We start from the raw sequence: 20,172 nt of genomic DNA on the forward strand, positions 1-20,172 counted from the left end.
TATGAGATTGATCGTCATCCTTTTTCTACTCTGCTCCTTAAGCATAGGAGCACAAACATTTCCCGATAGAGTCTGGCATTCCGCCAATGAGGAAGAAGCCCGTTCATGGCAAAACGATAAGGCCCAAGCATTCCGGGAATACTTGATCGATAGTACAAAAATCACGGGGCTTATGATCGTGCATAAAGGAAAAGTGGTTTTTGATTTTGGTGATTTGGAGGAGTTGAGCTATATCGCCTCCTGTCGAAAAAGTGTGCTTTCCATGCTTTATGGCCAATATGTGGAGGATGGTACCATCGACCTGGGCAAAACAATCAAGGAATTGGGTATTGATGATGTGGAGGGTATACTCCCCATTGAAGAGAAAGCTACCGTAAAGGATATCATCTCGGCCAGATCGGGCGTTTACCATCCCGAAGGCTATCCAGGGGGCATGCAGGAATATGCGCCTGAAAGAGGCTCCGTAGAGCCTGGCAGCTATTGGTTGTACAGCAACTGGGATTTTAATGTTGCCGGATATATTTTTGAACAAGAAACGGGCAAAAACATCTACAACGAAGTGGAACGTCAGTTGGCAAACCCTCTTCACATGCAGGACTGGGACCGGTCCGTCCAACACAAACAAGGAAACACCAAAATTTCCAAATATTTGGCCTATCCCATGTGGTTTTCGACCAGAGACATGGCCCGTTTAGGCCTATTAATGCTCAACAAGGGCAAATGGAAAGATGTACAGGTCGTGAGCGAATCGTGGGTAGATGAAATGCTCAAAACAAGAACCACGCACGAAGAGTTAAACAGCAATGTTCCCGTATTTGAAGGAAGCGGGGTAAATTATGGATATGGCTATATGTGGTGGCTATGGCAGGATGTTGATGACAAACGATTTGAAGGTGCGTATTCTGCCAAAGGCGCGATGGGACAAAACATTACCGTTTACCCGGCCATTGAAACCGTTCTGGCCTTTAAAACGAAGGCTGCATATCGAAGAGCCAACCCTTCGCAAGTAAGAATCAACATTGCGAAAAAAGCAGCTGAAATCTTTGAGGTGAACCAATAAAATTATTGCAACCCAACAATTTTCAGGTTCCTTGTGTTGCCCTGGTAATCTGTTATTTTTATTTCTGACGTATTGGATTTGTCGTACTTCAGTTTTCTGGATGAATTTCCCAAATAAGTGTCTCCATAAGGGAACTCCTTTTTACGCTGTTTACCATCCGTCATGGTGATCACCGCAAAAGCATCGTTGGGTTTCAGTGATACGGAGGCCATGCCTACATTGTCGTACCCATAAGCCGACAGTTTTCCTGAATTCATTCCGATAAGCATGGCAGAACTGCCATCTTCCAGTTCTATGATAGCCGAGCCTTTTGCACTACCTGTTATCAAAAGACCGCTCTTGTCAGGGTTTACTACTTTAAAACCACCTTGTCCATCACCCAACAAGCAGTATCCGATGGAAGCATCACTTCTACCGATAAATGGCTCAATATCATACTGGTTGCCGGATACCAAAAGGTCTAAATTTCCATCACCGTTGAAATCATCGGTCAACATTCCAAATACAGGTGAAAACTGAACCTCTTTTGGCAACTGCGTCATTGCAAACTTGCCATCACCTAAATTTTCTATGTAACTGGAAGCAAAATCATAGACTTTCAATTGACCTGCGTCATTTAATCCTGCGGCTTCCTTCACATCATCAAAATCTGCCCTAGCATACGATTCATAATCCTTGAATTTGCCTTTCATGGCACTGATCTGGTCTACCAAGATATCCCTTGTATGGATGAGGTGCTCTTTGCCTTCTCGATAACAACTGATCAGGGGGTCTATTGTTCCATTTCCATCCACATCTTTGGTATAGATGGTTATGGGTTGCTCAGGAGAACATTTAAAGTCACTGTTCAGGCCAAAATTCCCGACCACATAATCCATATCGCCATCGGAATCAAAATCTCCCGAAGCAATACTGTTCCACCAGCCGTTGGTATATTCCAAACCGGTATCCTTGGTGATATCATTGAATTTGCCATTGTCGTTCTTTAAGAAAGTAACCTCCATAAACTCACCCACCAAAATCAGGTCAAAAAGTCCATCGTTGTCAAAATCGGTCCAAATGGCATCGCTCACCATACCCAGTTCTTGGTTGTCAAATGCTTCCAAGCTAATGTCCTTGAATCCATCAGGGTCATTTCTAAGCAGGTAACTTTTTGGACTTTTGGGGTAAAAACCATTGATGACCCTACCTCCAACAAAGATGTCGAGGTCTCCATCATTGTCAAAATCTGCCAATTCCGCAGTGGAACCCCTAGATTTTCGGGTCAAGATATTACTACAGGTGAAGTTTCCATCACCATCGTTATAATAAATCACGTCGGTATAATCTTGACGTGCCATTTCCTCAATTCCTCCCCCATCTATGGATAAAAGGTCCAAATCACCATCATTGTCCAAATCGGCAAAAACCACCCCCATATCTTCTCTTAACCCTGCACACTCTATGGATTTTTCTTCAAATTCGCCACCATTGACCTGTACATAGAGCTTTCCTGGTTTTTCCTTGGTACCACCGATATAAAAATCCTCCAAGGAGTCCCCGTTGATATCACCAACGGCGATTCCCGGGCCTAGGTTGGTATTCATTTTTAGTAAAGTGGTCTGTAATTTAAACTCATCAAAATCATCTTCCACATGTCTGTAATCGATACCCATTTCCTGTATGATCTCCCGAAACAATTTTGGAGATTTTTTTGAGCTGCCTTCTTTATCAGTCGGTTCTGCATCGTTAATGTCCAAGGTCAATTTTTGATTTGCCCCTACATTATAAAGAGTCTGTGAGTTTCCATTGGGCCATGTTACCAACAAGGAATCTATCTTATCTGAATTTCCAAGTCCAAAATGCATTTCAGCATCCATGGTAGACAGATATCCCCTAACAGTGGACGCCAACTTATACTGGGATTTACCATCATGATAAATTCGGACTTCCGTTCCGGTCACGTCTTCGTTTGCTTCTCCTTTAAGATCAAGATTCAAGAAAAACGATTGGTTTTCGGGAGTTGAGAATTCTATGGTATTGTTTTTATAAATGCTCGCGGGGTCGTCAATATTATTGATGACAAGATCTAGGTCTCCATCATTATCCAAATCTGCGAAGGCAGCTCCATTGGAGTAAAGTGGTTTCTCCAACCCCCATTCCTCAATCTTGTCCGTAAAGGTCAGGTCACCATTGTTCTTATAGATATAATTAGACAGTTTCACTTCCGGAAGGTTGCTTACTCTTTCCAGTTCCCCTTGAATCAACTCATCTTCGGTTTGGTATTTTGCCGGTCTTTGGGTGTAAGATTGATAATCCAAATTGGTAATGTCCCGTCTGTAGCCATTTGTTATAAAAATATCGTTTAGCCCATCGTTATCAAAATCGGCAATTAAAGGAGCCCAACTCCAATCGGTATTATAAATGCCGCTAAACTGTCCTATCTCACTAAAAGTTTGGTTCCCGTTGTTCAACTGCAGTGTATTCCTAACGTATTGTGGGGCATATCCAATATTAATATTATGGGAGAAAACATCAAGACTTGGTTTCATCATGGTCTGTTTTATCCTTTCGTTACTGTTGGGGAACATATCCACCGTAAAAAGTTCAGGGTTGCCATCGTTGTTCAGGTCACCTACATCGTTACCCATGCCATTATAGCTCAAATGCCTAAAATAAGTGGTGAGCTGATCGGTAAAGGTTCCATCGTGATTATTAATGAACAAAAGGTCGTCGGTAAGAAAATCATTAGAAATATAAAGGTCCAACCATCCATCTTTATTTATGTCGCAAACAGAAACGCCAAGACCAAAACCTTCCATAGTAATACCTGCATCCAATGAAATATTGGTAAAAGTTCCATCTCCATTATTTCTATACAACCGATCGGTACTATCTGCACTACCGTCGCTGGTTTTGTATTTAGAAGTATTTCTATTGTAATCTACCAAGGCATTGGTAAGAACATATAAATCGCGGTCTCCATCCTTATCGTAGTCAAAAAAAATAGCTTGCACACTATATCCCGTATCAGCAATCCCATATTCTTCTGCCCTATCGGTAAAAGTACCATCACCATTGTTCACAAACATTCTATTGGCCCAATCTTCCCTTGGCCATTCACGAGTACCGCCACGACTTACATAAATATCCAATAATCCATCTTCGTTAATATCCGTCATAGTTACCCCATTGGACCAGCCAGTAGTAACAATATTGGCGGACTCACTGATATCTTCAAATTCAAGGTTACCTTTATTAAGGTAGAGCTTGTCCACCACCTGGTTACCTGTAAAATAAAGGTCCTTTAATCCATCATTATTGATGTCTCCCACACCTACTCCAGCGCCATTGTACATATATTCAAAGCCAACAATGTTCATCGTGTCGGATTCCACTAAACGATTGTTAAAGTCTACATGGGTGGTATTGGGTTCCAGTAATTCAAATAAATGTTTGTTATCCTCCTTTTTACCACAAGAAACAATGAGTAATAAAAGTAAAGGGAGTAATGTTCTGGATATCTTCATTGGTTAAGGCGTACTTTATTGTTGGGTTGAGATAATCGATAATTGCTTTTTGACGATATGACAAAAAACTTCTTTTACCGTTATCGATACCGCAATATTATAAATTCTTGAGCTTTTTACATCATTTTTCTTTTTTTTGAAAAAAATCACTTTTTCCATCCCAATTGTTATTAACAACATATCTTTTTTCCAAAATTCAACGCTTTCCTTTTCTCTCCGAACAAGCGCAAAACCTTTAAAATCCAACTGTTAAGGAATTGTTAAGCAAATCTTAATTGATTTTATCGATTATTCCTTGTTCTAAATTGTTTACTTTCGAAAACGTTTGCGATAACCATAATATATACTGGTAATTTTGTGGATATAACAAAAATCTAGTTATCAATTTGTTTTTTCGAGAAAATAATGTTTTAATTTGCATTGACAGGTGTAGTGTTTTTTTAACATTATTTCACTGTTATCATAAAAAATTAACTTAAATTTTAACTATTTAAACTAAATCTTGTATTTAAATCTTGTACGTATTAACTAACTAGACAAACCACAACAATTATGATTGAAAACAGTTGTTCATGGCCCAAACATGGAAGGCCATGTCTATCTTTTGCTCTAGGTTTTTTATTGATGCTGTTCAGCAGCACAGTAATCAGAGCCCATGAAAACCCATTGGATTTCACTCAGAGTCCAGACCAAACACAAGTTACCGGTACAGTAACCGATCAAAATGGGGAACCATTGATCGGTGCCAACGTATTGGTAAAGGGTACTACCAACGGAACACAAACAGATTTCGACGGTAATTACACCATTAGCGCAGATGGAAATGCCACTTTGGTCTTCAGTTATGTTGGATTCTCAACACAAGAAGTAGCAATCAGTGGCAGGTCCGTAATCGATGTTTCGCTTATGGAAGACGCTAGTCAGCTTGACGAAGTGGTTGTACTCGGGTATTCTACGCAAACAAGAGGAGACCTAACAGGTTCCGTTGCTTCCGTAGATCTTTCCGAAGCGACCAAAGCGCCAATTGTGAATGCCGCAGAAGCATTGGAAGGTAGGGTTACAGGTGTATCCCTTATAAACTCTGGTGTTCCAGGTTCCTCACCTACCATTCGTATTCGTGGTTTTGGTTCCACTAACGGTAACGACCCGCTTTTCATTATTGATGGGGTGCAGACCACGGATGGTTCCATTTTAAATGCTATTGACCCAGCGGACATCCTTCAAATGAACGTATTGAAAGATGGTGCAGCATCTATCTATGGTGCAAGGGCATCCAATGGTGTTGTTATTGTAACCACTAAAAACGGGGGCTACAATATGGAATCAGCTGAAGTATCTTTAGATATGTACACTGGTTTTTCCAGAGCAGCTAACCTTCCAGGTCTTTTAAACCCACAACAACATGCCCAAATGTTTTGGGACAGTTTCAACAATGTAGGTCAAGCGCCAACGCATGCGCAATATGGCGACGGAGCTTCTCCTGTAGTACCATCAACTATTTTAGGAGCACCAGAACCAGTAACTGCAAGAACAGGTGGTTCATGGTTTGATGACATTTTTAGAAGTGCACCGACACAAAACGTTTCCTTGCGTATGGAAAACGGTAACGCGGCTGCAAAGTACTCCATGACCGCTTCTTACTTGAATCGTCAGGGTATCCAATTGGAATCCTCTTTCAAAAGAGGGCTTACCAGGGTAAACTCTGAATTTAAGATTGGAGAAAAATTGAGAGTGGGACAACATTTAAATGTGTCCTTTGCCAACAGTAGCGCACCAAAAAATCCAAACACAAGTCTTGGTGGTAGCCCTGTGATGCTAGCGATGAGGAACTCCCCTCTTCTACCTGCATACACGGATGCTGGCAACTATGCCGGTACCTATTCCAACGCATTGGATTTGTCCAACCCTACCAACCCGGTAGCCGACCTTAGAAGAGCTGGTGATGATTTCTACAAGACTTTCAGAATCTTGGGAGACATTTATGCGACTTATGAGATAATGGATGGACTTTCCGTTAAATCATCGATAGGTGGAGATGCAGAGCTTTTGAGTACAAGGGCTTTCTTGCCAACCAACCCAGAGCATTCAGAAGCTAGATCATCGAATTCTTTGACAGAATCTGACACAGACAGCTTTAACTGGATCTGGACAAATACATTAAACTTCAACAAAACCTATGGGAAGCATAACGTAAATGCACTTGTAGGTCTTGAAGCAGTTGAAAACAGAAGTAAGTTTAAGTCTGTGACTGTTACGGATTTCTTGTTCGAAACACCAGATTATTATCTTCCTAACACCGGTACGGGAGACCCAATTGTGGGTGCAGGTGATAATACCACCTCTCTTTTCTCTGTTTTTGGAAGTGTAAACTACTCTTTCGACAACAAATATTATCTAACGGCTACGCTACGTAGAGATACTTCCTCTAATTTCTTGGGCAACAATCAAAGCGATACGTTCCCTGCGATTAGTGCAGGTTGGTTGTTGAGCGAAGAGGATTGGTTCGATTTGGGTATCTTAAACCGTGTGAAGTTAAAAGCTTCTTATGGTGAGTTGGGTAACCAACAAGTTCCTGGATTCAACCCAACAATTACCCAAGCTCGTATTGATGTTGGACAATCCAACTACGCCTTTAACGGTTCGGGTGCCCCTACAACAGGTGCAATTGTATCGGCCATTGGTAATCCAAACTTGAGATGGGAAACCTCTCAAACAAGCAATGCTGGTATTGAATTGGGCTTTTTGGATAATAAGTTGAGCGTGGAATTCGAATTGTTCAAGATTACAACAGAAGATTTGATTGCACAGGATTTACAGTTGATCAGTACAACTGCTCCAGATGCGAACGCTCCTTTTGTAAACTTGGGAAGTATTGAGAACAAAGGTTTTGATTTGGCCATTGGCTATAGGGACCAAACCGATTCTGGATTCTCCTATGGTGTTGATGTAAATGTTTCCTCTTATAAAAACGAGGTTACCGATCTTATCTACGATCAGCAATTTGGTAACCCTGGATTTAGGGGTGGTGCCATTACCGTTACCGAAGTAGGTCAACCTATTTCTTACTTCTACGGTTTTGATGTCATTGGTATTTTCCAGAGTGAATCAGAAGTAGGTTCATCTCCAGACCAACAATTTGAAAACGATGCCGACGGTGTTGGCCGTTTCAAGTATAGAGATGTAAACGATGATGGTGTGATCAACGATTCCGATAGAACTAGAATTGGTTCTCCTCACCCAGATTTCACCTATGGTATCAACCTTAATCTAGGTTATAAAAATTGGGATCTATCTGCATTCTTCTCAGGTGTACAAGGAAGGGATGTTTATAACTATTCCAAGATCTTTACGGACTTCCCAACGTTCTTCTTCGGTAACAGAAGTACCAGAACATTGGATTCTTGGAGTTCCAGTAATACCAACGCAACACTTCCTGCTCTTGGAACGTCTGTTGTGAACCGTGAAACAAGTCCAAACTCTTACTTTGTGGAGGATGCCTCGTACTTAAGGTTGAAAAACCTACAAGTGGGCTATTCGCTTCCAGACTCTGTTTTGGACAAAGTTGGTATGAACCAAATTAGATTGTACCTTCAAGCATCCAACCTGTTTACTATAACAGATTACAATGGATTAGACCCTGAAATTCCAATTCTTGTGGCAGGTGGTGCCGTGGACAACCTTACACAGGGAATCGATACAGCTCCTTATCCATTGGCTCAAGTTTATACGTTTGGCGTTAACTTAAAATTCTAAAAAAAAATGATAAAGAGAATATTTCTTATTGCTTTACTAATAGGCACAACATTTGCGTGTAAAGATGATTTTACAGAGCAGCCTGCCGTTGGTGTATTGTCCGAAGAGGCAACCGCCAATGAAACAGGAGTGAATCTTCTATTGACGGGTGCCTATTCTGCTCTAGACGGTGTACGATTGAACCAATTGGGTAATGGTTTTGCCATTTCCCCGGACAACTGGTGGTGTGATGCCATGTCAGATGATGCCCATAAAGGTAGTACCGATGGGGATCAAGTTGAGTTGTTCCAGTTGGAAACCTATGATATCCAAACAAGTAACCCATATATTTTAGGTAAATGGATGTCTTTATATGCCGGTGTAAACCGTGCCAATGCAGTTATCTCATTGGTTGCCTCCATAGAAGAAGGTGATTTCTCCGCCCAATTGGCAGAGGCCCGTTTTCTAAGAGGATATTTCAACTTTGAGCTTCAGAAAATGTTCGGTAATCCAGCATATATTTCTGAAGAGAACTATGCAAATGTTGAATTCAATCAACCCAACTCAGGAGCTATCTGGAGTCAGGTTGAAGCGGATTTCCAATATGCAATCGATAATTTGCCAACTTCTCAATCAGAAGCAGGAAGACCAACTTCCTGGGCCGCTAAGTCCTTTATGGGTAAAACACAGCTTTACCAATCCAATTGGGGAGCTGCACTTACCTTGTTTCAAGATGTGATCAACAATGGTCCATATAGCTTGAATGCTGAATTTGTAGACAATTTCAATGCTGCAGGTGAAAATTCGCCAGAATCCATTTTTGCAGTACAATATGCTGCTGATGGTGGACAATCCCTAAATGGTAACCAAGGTGGAACATTGAACTTCCCTGGTGGTGGACCAATCAATACCTGCTGTGGTTTCTACCAACCGACTCAGGATTTGGTAAATGCCTTCCAAACAGATGGAACCGGTTTGCCTTTGTTGGACACATATAACCAAACAGATGTTACAAATGATCAAGATGTTGCCACTGACGAACCATTTACACCACATACTGGGCCGTTAGATCCTAGATTGGACTATACAGTAGGTCGTAGAGGAATTGATTACAATGGATTTGGTATCATGCCCGGTCAAGAATGGATTCGTGCAACAGATGCTGATATTTCAGGACCTTATTTAGCTGCAAAGAACATGTATCAGGCCGATGAGCTGGATGCCAGTCAAGGAACTGGAGCATGGGGGCAACAGCACTCAGGACTTAACTATGCTATAATGCGCTATGCAGATGTATTGCTTATGGCTGCAGAAGCTGCGGTTGAGACCGGTGACTTACCAACAGCTCTAACCTATATAAACGAAGTAAGGAACAGAGCCAAAAATTCTTCATATGTATTAAATGAAGCTGGTGATGCCCCTGCTGCTAATTACCAAATTGAGCCTTATGGGGCTTTTGCAAATGCTGATGAAGCAAGAAAAGCTGTTAGGTTTGAAAGAAGATTGGAATTAGGAATGGAAGGCCACCGTTTGTTCGATTTGAGAAGATGGGGCGTAACTGTTGATGTATTGAATACATACGTTGTCAATGAAACCAGAACCATTTCAACACTAGATTCCAAGGTAAGAGATTACCAAGCGTTTATGGACTTGTTCCCAATTCCGGTTACGGCCATTGACCTTAGTGGTAATGTTCTTACTCAAAATCCAGGGTATTAAATAGTTTAATTGAGTTTAGTTAAGCGTTTTTCGTTTAGTACCTATGGCCTTGTATTGCTACAAGGCCATTTTTTGTTTATAAAATGCTTGATTACCTTTAAATAATCCAAAACAATAAATAAAACAATACTATGCAACCTGTAAAATATACCCTCCGGATAAGTGGTTTGCTTATAGCGACCTTATTTGTGGGATGCGGTCCGAAATTTACCGAAGAAAGCAAGGAAGGTTTCAACTTGGTCCATAACGAAAACGGAGCAACCTTGGGGTACAGTCCCAATTCTGAAGTAAATATTTTAACCGTAGATCGATTGGCCTTTAAAGACCTAAACAAAAATGGTTCTTTGGATATGTATGAAGATTGGCGACTTGCTGTGGATGACAGAGCAAAAGATCTTGCTTCAAAAATGAGTGTTGAACAAATCGCTGGTCTAATGCTCTACAGTGCGCACCAATCCATTCCAGGAGGAGGAAACAGCTTTTTTGGACCAGTGACCTATAATGGAAAACCCTATACAGAAAGTGGTGCCGAGCCTAGCGACTTATCGGATGCACAAATAAAGTTCCTTCAAGAAGACAACCTAAGGCATGTACTGATTACAAGTGTAGAATCACCGGGCATTGCGGCAAAATGGAACAATAATGCACAGGTATTGGTAGAGGGTATTGGTTTGGGCATACCTATAAATACCAGTTCAGACCCCAGGCATGGTAGTGATTCCTATGCGGAATTTAATGCCGGGGCAGGTGGTCAAATTTCCATGTGGCCGAGTACACTGGGTTTGGCAGCCAGTTTTGATCCATCCCTAATGCAAGAATTTGGGGAAATTGCCTCTAAAGAGTATAGGGCGTTGGGTATTGCCACTGCACTTTCCCCTCAGATTGATTTGGCAACCGAACCCCGGTGGTCGCGCTTTGATGGAACCATGGGTGAAGATCCAAAACTCGCCGCGGACATGGCAAGAGCATACGTAGAAGGCTTCCAGGCCTCTGAAAATGGAGATTGGGGCAGTGAAAGCGTCAATGCGATGGTAAAGCACTGGCCAGGGGGAGGTCCAGAAGAAGGTGGCCGTGATGCACATTTTGGATATGGTTCCTATGCGGTATATCCGGGAAACAATCTTGAGGACCATCTAAAACCTTTCACAGAAGGTGCTTTTGACCTGGAAGGGCCAACCAAAATGGCTGCAGCGGTAATGCCATACTATACCATCTCCTACAATCAAGACACAAAAAATGGGGAAAACGTTGGCAATGCTTACAACAAATATCTAATAACCGACCTTCTACGTGAAAAATATGGGTACGATGGTGTGGTATGTACGGATTGGGGAATTACAAGCGATGCCCCAAATGTCTATGAATTTAGAGGCAAACCCTGGGGTGTTGAAAATTTAAGCGTAGCTGAGCGGCATTATAAAATTATTGAAGCCGGCTGTGATCAATTTGGAGGCAACAACGAAATGGGACCGGTTATAGAAGCATATCAGTTGGGGGTAGAAGAACATGGAGAGGAATACATGCGCAACCGTTTTGAAACGTCTGCAGTCCGTCTTTTGAAAAATATTTTCAGAACCGGTCTTTTTGAAAATCCCTATTTGGATGTTTCGGAAACAGAACAAATCGTGGGAAATGCTGAATTTATGCAGGCAGGTTACAATGCACAGCTAAAATCTGTGGTCATGCTTAAAAACAATCAAGAAACATTGCCCATGGAGACCAAGAAAAAAGTTTATGTACCCCAACGTTATGTTGCACCGGCAGTAAATTGGTTTGGAATTGCCACACCAGAGCGTACAGAACATCCTTTCAATATGGATGTGGTAAGTAAATATTTTGAAGTGGTTGAAGAACCTTCTGATGCTGATTTTGCCTTGGTAGGCATACAAAACCCCAATGGTGGTGTAGGTTACGACATTAAAGACAAAGAAAAGGGAGAGAACGGCTATGTGCCCATTAGCCTACAGTATGGGCCTTATACGGCAACCCAGGCCAGAGAAAGCAGCTTGGCGGCAGGAAGCCCCCTGGAGGACGTTACCGATCGTTCCTACAAGAATAAAACAATTACAGCTGCAAATATTGCAGATATGGCCTTGGTAACCGATACCAAAAGAAAAATGGGCGATAAACCGGTTATTGTTATTGTTAAAGTAGCCAAGCCATTGGTTTTTGCTGAAATTGAACCCGCTTCGGATGCCATATTGATCCATATGGGGGTTCAAGATCAAGCCTTAATGGATATAATATCCGGCAAGGTGGAACCGTCGGCATTATTACCCTTTCAAATGCCGAAGGACATGATGACCGTTGAAACACAGTTTGAAGATGTACCAAGGGACATGGATCCATATAAAGACACCAATGGAAACAATTATGATTTTGGCTTTGGTCTCAATTGGAAAGGAGTAATTGATGATGCCCGTGTCGAGCAATATAAATAGTTGAACTTATTGAACAAAAAAGCCTCCGTTGAACGGGGGCTTTTTTTATAATAGCATGTGTCCCTTGCACTTCATGTGATAAATCAAACAATTCCACTACTTTATGATCCATATCATTTCAAGTTTAACCCAAAATATTATTTTTGAGCGGCAATCAATTTTTAAACCAAACCAACTTTTTACATGCTCCACGAGAAAAACCTGTTTATTATTTCCTTTCTCAATTCCATTCATCCCTTAAGCCCAGAGCTTAAATCTTTTCTGTTTAAAAATATTGAGACCTGCACTTTCGAGAAAAATGAAATCATTAATAAGGCCGGGGATATTTGCGATAGACTTTATTTTATAAAAAAGGGAATGGTTCGTGGCTATTTTGTAAGCGAATCTTCTGAAATAACGACCTGGGTAGATTCCGAAAACGAAGTTTTTACTTCAATCACCGGCTTTTTTAGAAATGAAATAAGCCAGGAATACATTCAAAGCCTAGAAATTACCTATTGTGATTATTTAAAATATGATGATTACAAATACTGTTTGGACAATTTCTCGGAAATGCGGGAAATAAACCGTATGCTGCTGGAAAATTATTATGTCATGGCGGAGCATAGAGTATACTTGGCCAGAATACCAAATGCCAGCAAAAGGTTGGAATATTTTATGGGAAATAGCAAACCGCAGATTGTTGATAGGATTCCCAAGAAATACTTGGCATCTTTCTTGGCAATGCGACCAGAGACCTTATCCCGACTTATGAAGGAAAGAGGCTAAATTATTGTTGGTGGTTTGTTTTTCTGCTAATAAAAAAGCCCCTTTTAAAAGGGGCTTTTTTATTTGTGATCGCGGAAGGATTCGAACCTTCGACCGTCTGCTTAGAAGGCAGATGCTCTATCCAGCTGAGCTACGCGACCAAACTTTGCGGGTGCAAAGATACTAATGTAACCGATTGTAAAAAATATTTTTTCGATTTCTTGTCAATTTTATGACAAGGGGCTTACCAGAGTCACCCGAAGTTTTTATTTGAATCCAATCTGTTCCAGTCCTTTATGGCTGATTTTGATCACTTCCAGAGGTTTTTTGTCCCAGGTCATATCCTGCTCCACAAAATACTTGACCATGCCAGAAGTTTCTTTTTCTTTTAAAATACGGGCAAAATCAATAGTTCCTTCGCCTACTGGAGCAAATTTACCTTCCTCGTCCATATCCTTTACATGCCACAACTTGAATCTACCGGGATATTCTTCAAAATAGGCAACAGGGTCTGCCCCTGCTCTGGTCACCCAATATAAATCCATTTGAAAGTTTACATATTTTGGGTCCGTGTTTTCCAATAGATATTCAATAGGTTTTATTCCATCTTCATTGTCCTTGTATTCAAAATCATGATTGTGGTACAATAATTTTAATCCTGCAGCTTCGCACTTTTTTCCCAAAGTTGTAAGAATATTGGCAAAATCCTCCATGGTACCTTTCATCCCCATGGTTCGGTTTTCCCTATTAAATGTAAACATGCCCATTGGTGGCACTGGAACAGTGAAGTATTCAAATCCGGCAGCCTTCGTATCTGCAATCTGTTGGTCTGCATTTTCCATGGTTACACCCCCCATGTGCGTACTAACAGGGGTTAAGCCAATACTTTCCAAGTAAGACTTGAACTCCTGTGGTTCCATCCCATAAAATTTACCTTCGTTGTATCCTGCAGCTTCAATATAGGCATAACCCGCATCGGCTACTTTTTGTAAGGTAGCCTTAGCATCTTCACCCATGTTGTCCCTTACGGTATAAAGTGCCAGCCCTCCAAAGTTATCCTGTGCATAAAATGTAATTGTAAATAGCGCAAAGGCCAAGGTTAACACGCCTTTTGCAGATAGCATCCTGTTCATCATTATTGTTTGTAGTTAATTTCGGTTTAAATGTTTTACAATATAGGATTTTCCCCTTTAATATTTTAAATGGAAAATGTTATAATCCCCAAGGAACCCTACATAAAAAAACCCGTTGGAGCTAAAAAAATCGCAACGGGTTAAAAAATAAATGAGTACTCAGATTCTTAAATTTCATTTAACTGCAAAGCTACTCGAACCTTAATTTCATCATGTACTTTGATCATACCCATAACCTTTCGTGGTGGCTCCAGTCCAAAGTCCGTTAATTTTAAGGGTATGGTACCATCCACACAAATATTGCCCTGTTGTTCACAGTACAATGTGGTTTGATAGTTTCGGGTAACACCTGCAATCTTAATTTCCATTCCCACACCAATTTCTTGATTATCGGGCTGAGGAGGGTCTACATAAAGCAATTTAAGCTCTACTTGCGGGTGCTCTTCGGTTTGTAATAGTTCCCTAAAATCTTTGTTGATCGCTTTGCCTCCGCAATCGAAACAGTCGTTGGCCAGCTTTAACTGGGCATTCCTAAACTGTATCTGCTCGGCTTTGTTGTCATAGGTCAACCGAATAGGCAGCTCCAGTTCTTCTAGATTATATTTACAGGTAAATTCGTTCACATTGGTTGTTCCGGAAATCACCACTTCACTTTCCGGGGCTACACGGACCTTGGTCTCCCTTTCTGGGTCGGTAAAACCAAAACCTATTAAAAGAACGGTGATACCCAAAACAATTTTAGTGATATGTGGATTTGTGGACAACATGTGCTACTAAATATAATATTTTTACGGTTAAAGACCTAGGGCATTGCTGCCCTAGGTCCTAATCATTCATCAATCATGTTTTAGAAACTGATCACAGCTTCCAATAAAAGTCCTTTAAATTGGCCCTCATGGAAGATACTTGTGGTATCGTATCCATCGTATTGTTGGTTCACATATTCTATTTTGGCCAAAATATTTTTGGTCAAGAACACTCCACCTCCAAGTTGAAATCTATCTATGGTTACTTCTGACCCTGAAGGATCGTCGGAAGTTACAGTGTTGTAACGAGTTGCCAAGTAGAAGTTTTCGTTGTTTCCAAATCTATAGATCAACTCACCCGCCAATTGGGTAGCATTTCTATTGCTTGTCTCAGCGTCTGTTTTTCCAGAGGCAGTCTCAAAGGTTCCGAAGAACTCCAATCCTTTATATTTCACAAAAGGGTTGATCATAAAGGCAGTGATCTCATTGTCAAACCCAGGATTATATCTACCTGATCTAAAATTGCTGGATGCTCTTGCTTCGGTATTCTCCATTACCAAATAATATCTAGATCCAGCTCGGTCAGCACTGTACAAGTATACTCTACTTGATTTTCCTGTGCTGTACATAGAACCTGTAATTCTCAATCTCAAGTCCTCATTGATTTGACCATCATATCCTAATTTAGCAAGTATGGAAGCTCCTGTAGTTTCTGGGTTACTTACCGCTTGGTTCAATTTACCATTGGAAAGTCCGAACATACCGATGAATCCGTTTTTTCTAAAGTAAACTTCTCCTCCTACCTCTGTGGTAAAGGCGTCCATGATCAAGTTACCAACAAATGGATTGTGCATGGCTTGTGAGTTGTCACTTCTTCTAAAGTGGGTGTCACCATAGTTGTTTTCCATATGCCCTACCTTAATGGTAAGGTACTTCATGGCATCTTCCAAGAACCCAGGGCTAATGAAATCCAAATTATCCACTTGGAAATATCCTCCTTTTACATAGGGTTCTGGGTGGTGACGAGAAGACAAATATGTTCTTAAGTGCATTCTCACACCTTTGGCCAAGGCCACATCCAAATCCAAGTTGGCAGTAGCCAAGTTAAAGTTATCGCCAATGGGAATAAGTTCTACCGCGCCAGAGTTTTCATGGTTTAATGCTTGAAACTGTAAGGTTGAGGAGCCCCCTACCCTTACTTTTACTCCATCAAAAGTTAGGACAGAGTCTTTAGGAGCTTCAAAAACATTGATTCCATTTTTATCCGGTGAACGGAAATTATCGAGTTGACGATTTTGGGAATATCCCGATAGGCCTACTAGGAAAGCGGCAGCTAATAATCCGTATTTTGCGTATTTTTTCATTGTTGTAGATTTATTTAGTTGAGTATTAAGATTAATTATTTCCAAATTGTATTAAAGTGAACCTCGATTTCATCACCAGTTGTGATGGTACCTAAAAGTGCCTTGGGAGGTTCTATATTAAAATCGGTCATTTTCAAGGCTTTTTTTCCTTCCAACAATACTTTGTCGCCATCAAGGGTTAAATCAAAAGGCAAATCAATAGTATTTGAGTATCCCGAGATGGTCAGGTCTCCAGTCGCAATAACTTTATATTTATTAGGAGAGGAGCCTACCGGAGAAACACTTTTCACGTTTTTCAATTGAAATACGATTTCTTTGTGTTTTTTTGTATTCAAGGCTTTGTACGTGTTCTTGTCCATCGCCCCTTTCCCACTCTTTAAACTTTCGGCTTCCACCGTAAACTTCAAAGTGTTGATTTTTGGGAGATCACCTGTGTTGTCCAAAGCGATAGAACCAGATTTCTGTTCGGCCACTTCTTCCCAGTCATGCAAGGTAGAAGTTCCTGTCACCATAACCTCACCTTCACTTTTGCTTATTTGATAGCTCTGTGCGGCAAGTGCGATCGGAATCAATCCGAATGTCATCAACAAAATGACTGACTTGATCGAGAACGTCCTTTTTTTAAATTGTGATTGCATAATATTTCAGTTTTGTTGGGGACAAAGTTCTAATACGGAACAATTGTAAAAGATGATAAATGTCAGTATTTTTGTAAGCACCTGATTTTCAGTAACAAATGTTACAAAAAAGTTGTATTTACTTGGTTTCTAATGCCCTATTCCGTGTAATTTTAATTTAAACGATCTATTCCGAGTTCATGGAAAACCGTTTAATTCCAAAATGTTGGTGAGAATCCCTTCAGAAACTCAGAAAACAACTGAAACACTGACTTTTATCATGTTATGGACCGTCAACACCATCTAATTTTACATGCAGATTTTAGCATTTATCAATCTCTTAATAGATATACAGATGGAAACACTTACAGAAAACCAACTCAGCGTTTATTCTTTCGGCAACAAAAAGGCCGATGGAGGTCGAGACATGAAGGAACTGCTTGGTGGTAAAGGAGCTAACTTGGCCGAAATGAGCCGAATTGGTATTCCTGTCCCCCCAGGCTTTACGATAACAACTGAAGTTTGTACACAATACAATGCAGAAGGCAAAGATGCTGTAATAGAACGTATAGAACCAGAAGTACGTAGTGCTATCAACAGTATTGAAGAAACCATGGGAACCATTTTTGGCGATGATGAAAACCCATTGTTGATATCGGTGCGTTCAGGAGCCAGGGTTTCAATGCCCGGTATGATGGACACCGTGCTCAACCTAGGTTTGAACGATGAATCCATTAAAGGTGTCATTAAAATGACAGGCAATGAACGTTTTGCCTGGGATTCCTACCGTAGATTCATCCAAATGTACAGTAGCGTGGTGATGGGGCTCAAACCAGAGTCAAAAGATGACCTAGATCCTTTTGAAGAAATCATCGACCATTTAAAGGACAAAAGAAGAATCGAACAAGACACCCAATTCACCGTTCAAGATCTTCAAGATTTGGTTTACGACTTTAAGGATATTGTCAAAAAAAGAACAGGAAAGCCATTCCCAAGCAATCCATGGGATCAATTATGGGGCGCCATAACAGCTGTTTTTGATAGTTGGAACGGTGACAGAGCCATCTACTACAGAAAAATGCACGGATATCCCGAAGATTGGGGAACGGCTGTAAACGTTCAGGCCATGGTATTTGGCAATATGGGCGAAGATTCCGGAACCGGTGTGTGTTTTACCAGAGATGCCGGAACCGGTGAAAATAAGTTTAACGGTGAATACCTCATCAATGCACAAGGTGAAGACGTGGTTGCCGGAGTCCGTACACCACAACAAATTACCTTATTGGGGTCACAGCGTTGGGCCAAACTTGCTCAAATTGAAGAGGAAGATCGTAAGGAGAACTACCCTTCTTTAGAAGAGTTGATGCCCAATATATACAAGGAACTATTTGAATATCAAAACAAACTGGAAACGCATTACCAAGATATGCAGGATATGGAATTTACCATTCAACAAGGTAAACTCTGGATTTTGCAGACCCGTAATGGTAAGCGTACCGGTGCCGCTATGGTAAAAATTGCCATGGACTTGCTCAAAGAAGGATTAATAGATGAGAAAAAGGCCCTGATGCGCATAGAGCCAAACAAACTGAACGAACTGTTGCACCCCATCTTTGATCCCAAAGCTTTGCAAGAAGCCGAAGTAATTGCCCAAGGTTTGCCAGCATCACCTGGTGCTGCCACCGGCCAGATTGTTTTCTTTGCCGATGAGGCCGACAAGTTTAAAAACAGCATATTGGTACGCGTGGAAACCTCTCCGGAAGATGTAGAGGGTATGAACATTGCCAAGGGAATCGTCACCGCACGGGGTGGTATGACCTCACACGCAGCGGTTGTGGCAAGAGGTATCGGTAAATGTTGCGTTTCCGGTGCAGGGGCACTGAAAATCAATTATAAAACCCGTACCCTTAAAGTAGATGGCCACGAATACCACGAAGGCGACTGGCTTTCCATCAATGGATCTACCGGTAACATTTTGGAGGGTAAAGTAGGTACCAAAGAGCCCGAATTAAGCGGAGAGTTTGCCGAACTTATGGATTTGGCCGATTCCTACGCACAAATGGAGGTCCGTACCAATGCCGATACTCCCAAAGATGCTGAAGTTGCCCGAAGCTTTGGAGCAAAAGGTATTGGGTTGACCCGTACTGAGCATATGTTCTTTGAGGTTGACCGCATTAAAGCCATGCGTGAAATGATCTTGGCCGACACCGTTAAAGGTCGTAAACAAGCACTCAAGGAACTGCTACCTATGCAGCGTGGCGACTTTGAGGGAATATTCCGTGCCATGAAAGGCTATCCAGTGACCGTTAGGTTGTTGGATCCACCTTTACACGAATTTGTTCCCCACCAGTTGGCCACACAGAAAGAGCTTGCCGATGACCTTCACATTTCCTTGTCATCTGTAAAAAGTAAAGTGGCCGAATTGGAAGAGTTCAACCCCATGTTGGGTCACCGTGGTTGTAGATTGGGAAATACCTATCCCGAAATAACCGAGATGCAGACACAAGCCATTTTGGAAGCTGCACTCAACCTTAAGAAAGAAGGTATAGAAACAAAACCTGAAATAATGGTTCCCTTGGTCGGCACAGTGGAAGAGTTTAAACAACAAAAAGAAATAATTGACACTACAGCTCAAGCACTGTTCAAAAAACGTAAGGATACCGTGGAATATTCCGTGGGTACCATGATCGAAACACCAAGGGCCACCTTGGTTGCGGACGAGATCGCAGAAATCGCCGATTTCTTCTCCTTCGGAACCAACGACCTTACCCAGATGACCTTCGGATACTCCAGGGACGATTCAGGGAAATTCCTGCCCGTGTATCTTGAAAAAGGCATCTTAAAAGCTGATCCTTTTGAAGTATTAGATCAAAAAGGTGTGGGACAATTAGTGGAACTTGGAACCAAACGGGGCCGTGAGTCACACCCTGGCCTTAAGGTTGGAATCTGTGGTGAACATGGTGGAGAACCAAGTTCAGTCGGGTTCTGTCAAAAAGTAGGAATGAATTATGTTAGTTGCTCTCCTTTTAGAGTCCCTATCGCACGGGTAGCAGCTGCTCAAGCCGTAATATCATAATTGTAAATACACCTGACCATTCTGTTTT

Annotated in this window: 12 protein-coding genes and 1 tRNA gene; 6 read left to right on the plus strand and 7 right to left on the minus strand. The window is 41.4% G+C overall.

Annotated elements, in window-relative coordinates; all coding sequences use genetic code 11:
- Position 1 precedes the first annotated feature (1 nt).
- The gene (locus J0X13_RS06690; RefSeq protein WP_207070640.1) at positions 2 to 1,060 is read left to right on the plus strand and encodes a serine hydrolase domain-containing protein; all 1,059 of its coding nucleotides are present in this window, start codon (positions 2 to 4) and stop codon (positions 1,058 to 1,060) included.
- A gap of 2 nt (positions 1,061 to 1,062) precedes the next feature.
- Here the strand turns inward: J0X13_RS06690 and J0X13_RS06695 are convergent, their stop codons facing one another.
- A complete protein-coding gene (locus J0X13_RS06695; RefSeq protein WP_207070641.1) occupies positions 1,063 to 4,569 on the minus strand; it encodes a VCBS repeat-containing protein in 3,507 nt (1,168 codons plus the stop codon).
- A 15-nt stretch (positions 4,570 to 4,584) separates the two neighbouring features.
- On the minus strand, positions 4,585 to 4,815 hold the full coding sequence (locus tag J0X13_RS06700) for a hypothetical protein (RefSeq protein ID WP_207070642.1): 231 nt from the start codon (positions 4,813 to 4,815) through the stop codon (positions 4,585 to 4,587).
- A gap of 306 nt (positions 4,816 to 5,121) precedes the next feature.
- Between J0X13_RS06700 and J0X13_RS06705 the strand changes: the two genes are divergently transcribed.
- From J0X13_RS06705 to J0X13_RS06720, 4 genes are all read left to right on the plus strand, one after another.
- On the plus strand, positions 5,122 to 8,322 hold the full coding sequence (locus J0X13_RS06705) for a SusC/RagA family TonB-linked outer membrane protein (protein WP_207070643.1): 3,201 nt from the start codon (positions 5,122 to 5,124) through the stop codon (positions 8,320 to 8,322).
- A gap of 6 nt (positions 8,323 to 8,328) precedes the next feature.
- Complete coding sequence (locus J0X13_RS06710) at positions 8,329 to 10,020, plus strand: RagB/SusD family nutrient uptake outer membrane protein (RefSeq protein ID WP_207070644.1); 1,692 nt, start codon at positions 8,329 to 8,331, stop codon at positions 10,018 to 10,020.
- Positions 10,021 to 10,151: 131 nt separating this feature from the next.
- Entirely contained in the window at positions 10,152 to 12,461 is a 2,310-nt protein-coding gene (locus J0X13_RS06715; protein WP_207070645.1) for a glycoside hydrolase family 3 protein, read from the plus strand.
- Positions 12,462 to 12,644: 183 nt separating this feature from the next.
- Positions 12,645 to 13,229 carry a Crp/Fnr family transcriptional regulator gene (locus J0X13_RS06720; RefSeq protein WP_207070646.1) on the plus strand — a complete coding sequence of 195 codons (585 nt, stop codon included), beginning with the start codon at positions 12,645 to 12,647 and terminating at the stop codon, positions 13,227 to 13,229.
- A gap of 66 nt (positions 13,230 to 13,295) precedes the next feature.
- Here J0X13_RS06720 and J0X13_RS06725 read toward each other — a convergent pair.
- From J0X13_RS06725 to J0X13_RS06745, 5 genes are all read right to left on the minus strand, one after another.
- A tRNA-Arg gene (locus J0X13_RS06725) sits at positions 13,296 to 13,369 on the minus strand.
- Positions 13,370 to 13,474: 105 nt separating this feature from the next.
- The gene (locus J0X13_RS06730; RefSeq protein WP_207070822.1) at positions 13,475 to 14,341 is read right to left on the minus strand and encodes a sugar phosphate isomerase/epimerase family protein; all 867 of its coding nucleotides are present in this window, start codon (positions 14,339 to 14,341) and stop codon (positions 13,475 to 13,477) included.
- 167 nt (positions 14,342 to 14,508) lie between these two features.
- Positions 14,509 to 15,108, minus strand: coding sequence for a YceI family protein (locus tag J0X13_RS06735; RefSeq protein ID WP_207070647.1), 600 nt, complete (start codon positions 15,106 to 15,108; stop codon positions 14,509 to 14,511).
- A gap of 80 nt (positions 15,109 to 15,188) precedes the next feature.
- Positions 15,189 to 16,451 carry a hypothetical protein gene (locus J0X13_RS06740; protein WP_207070648.1) on the minus strand — a complete coding sequence of 421 codons (1,263 nt, stop codon included), beginning with the start codon at positions 16,449 to 16,451 and terminating at the stop codon, positions 15,189 to 15,191.
- Positions 16,452 to 16,486: 35 nt separating this feature from the next.
- Positions 16,487 to 17,089 carry a YceI family protein gene (locus tag J0X13_RS06745; protein WP_207070649.1) on the minus strand — a complete coding sequence of 201 codons (603 nt, stop codon included), beginning with the start codon at positions 17,087 to 17,089 and terminating at the stop codon, positions 16,487 to 16,489.
- Positions 17,090 to 17,423: 334 nt separating this feature from the next.
- On the opposite strand from J0X13_RS06745, the gene ppdK reads away from it, so the two are divergent.
- Positions 17,424 to 20,144 (plus strand): pyruvate, phosphate dikinase, encoded by a 2,721-nt coding sequence (gene ppdK / locus J0X13_RS06750; RefSeq protein ID WP_207070650.1) that lies wholly within the window; start codon positions 17,424 to 17,426, stop codon positions 20,142 to 20,144.
- Positions 20,145 to 20,172: the final 28 nt, after the last annotated feature.

Source organism: [Muricauda] lutisoli (nom. illeg.) (genome assembly GCF_017313105.1).
GTDB classification, from domain to species: Bacteria; Bacteroidota; Bacteroidia; order Flavobacteriales; family Flavobacteriaceae; genus Flagellimonas; species Flagellimonas lutisoli.

What these genes read in the sequence shown, in the direction of transcription:
- J0X13_RS06690 (WP_207070640.1), top strand. Translation starts at nt 2, where the DNA reads ATGAGATTGATCGTCATCCTTTTTCTACTCTGCTCCTTAAGCATAGGA.
- J0X13_RS06695 (WP_207070641.1), bottom strand. Translation starts at nt 4,569, where the DNA reads ATGAAGATATCCAGAACATTACTCCCTTTACTTTTATTACTCATTGTT.
- J0X13_RS06705 (WP_207070643.1), top strand. Translation starts at nt 5,122, where the DNA reads ATGATTGAAAACAGTTGTTCATGGCCCAAACATGGAAGGCCATGTCTA.
- J0X13_RS06710 (WP_207070644.1), top strand. Translation starts at nt 8,329, where the DNA reads ATGATAAAGAGAATATTTCTTATTGCTTTACTAATAGGCACAACATTT.
- J0X13_RS06715 (WP_207070645.1), top strand. Translation starts at nt 10,152, where the DNA reads ATGCAACCTGTAAAATATACCCTCCGGATAAGTGGTTTGCTTATAGCG.
- J0X13_RS06720 (WP_207070646.1), top strand. Translation starts at nt 12,645, where the DNA reads ATGCTCCACGAGAAAAACCTGTTTATTATTTCCTTTCTCAATTCCATT.
- J0X13_RS06730 (WP_207070822.1), bottom strand. Translation starts at nt 14,341, where the DNA reads ATGAACAGGATGCTATCTGCAAAAGGCGTGTTAACCTTGGCCTTTGCG.
- J0X13_RS06735 (WP_207070647.1), bottom strand. Translation starts at nt 15,108, where the DNA reads ATGTTGTCCACAAATCCACATATCACTAAAATTGTTTTGGGTATCACC.
- J0X13_RS06740 (WP_207070648.1), bottom strand. Translation starts at nt 16,451, where the DNA reads ATGAAAAAATACGCAAAATACGGATTATTAGCTGCCGCTTTCCTAGTA.
- J0X13_RS06745 (WP_207070649.1), bottom strand. Translation starts at nt 17,089, where the DNA reads ATGCAATCACAATTTAAAAAAAGGACGTTCTCGATCAAGTCAGTCATT.
- ppdK (WP_207070650.1), top strand. Translation starts at nt 17,424, where the DNA reads ATGGAAACACTTACAGAAAACCAACTCAGCGTTTATTCTTTCGGCAAC.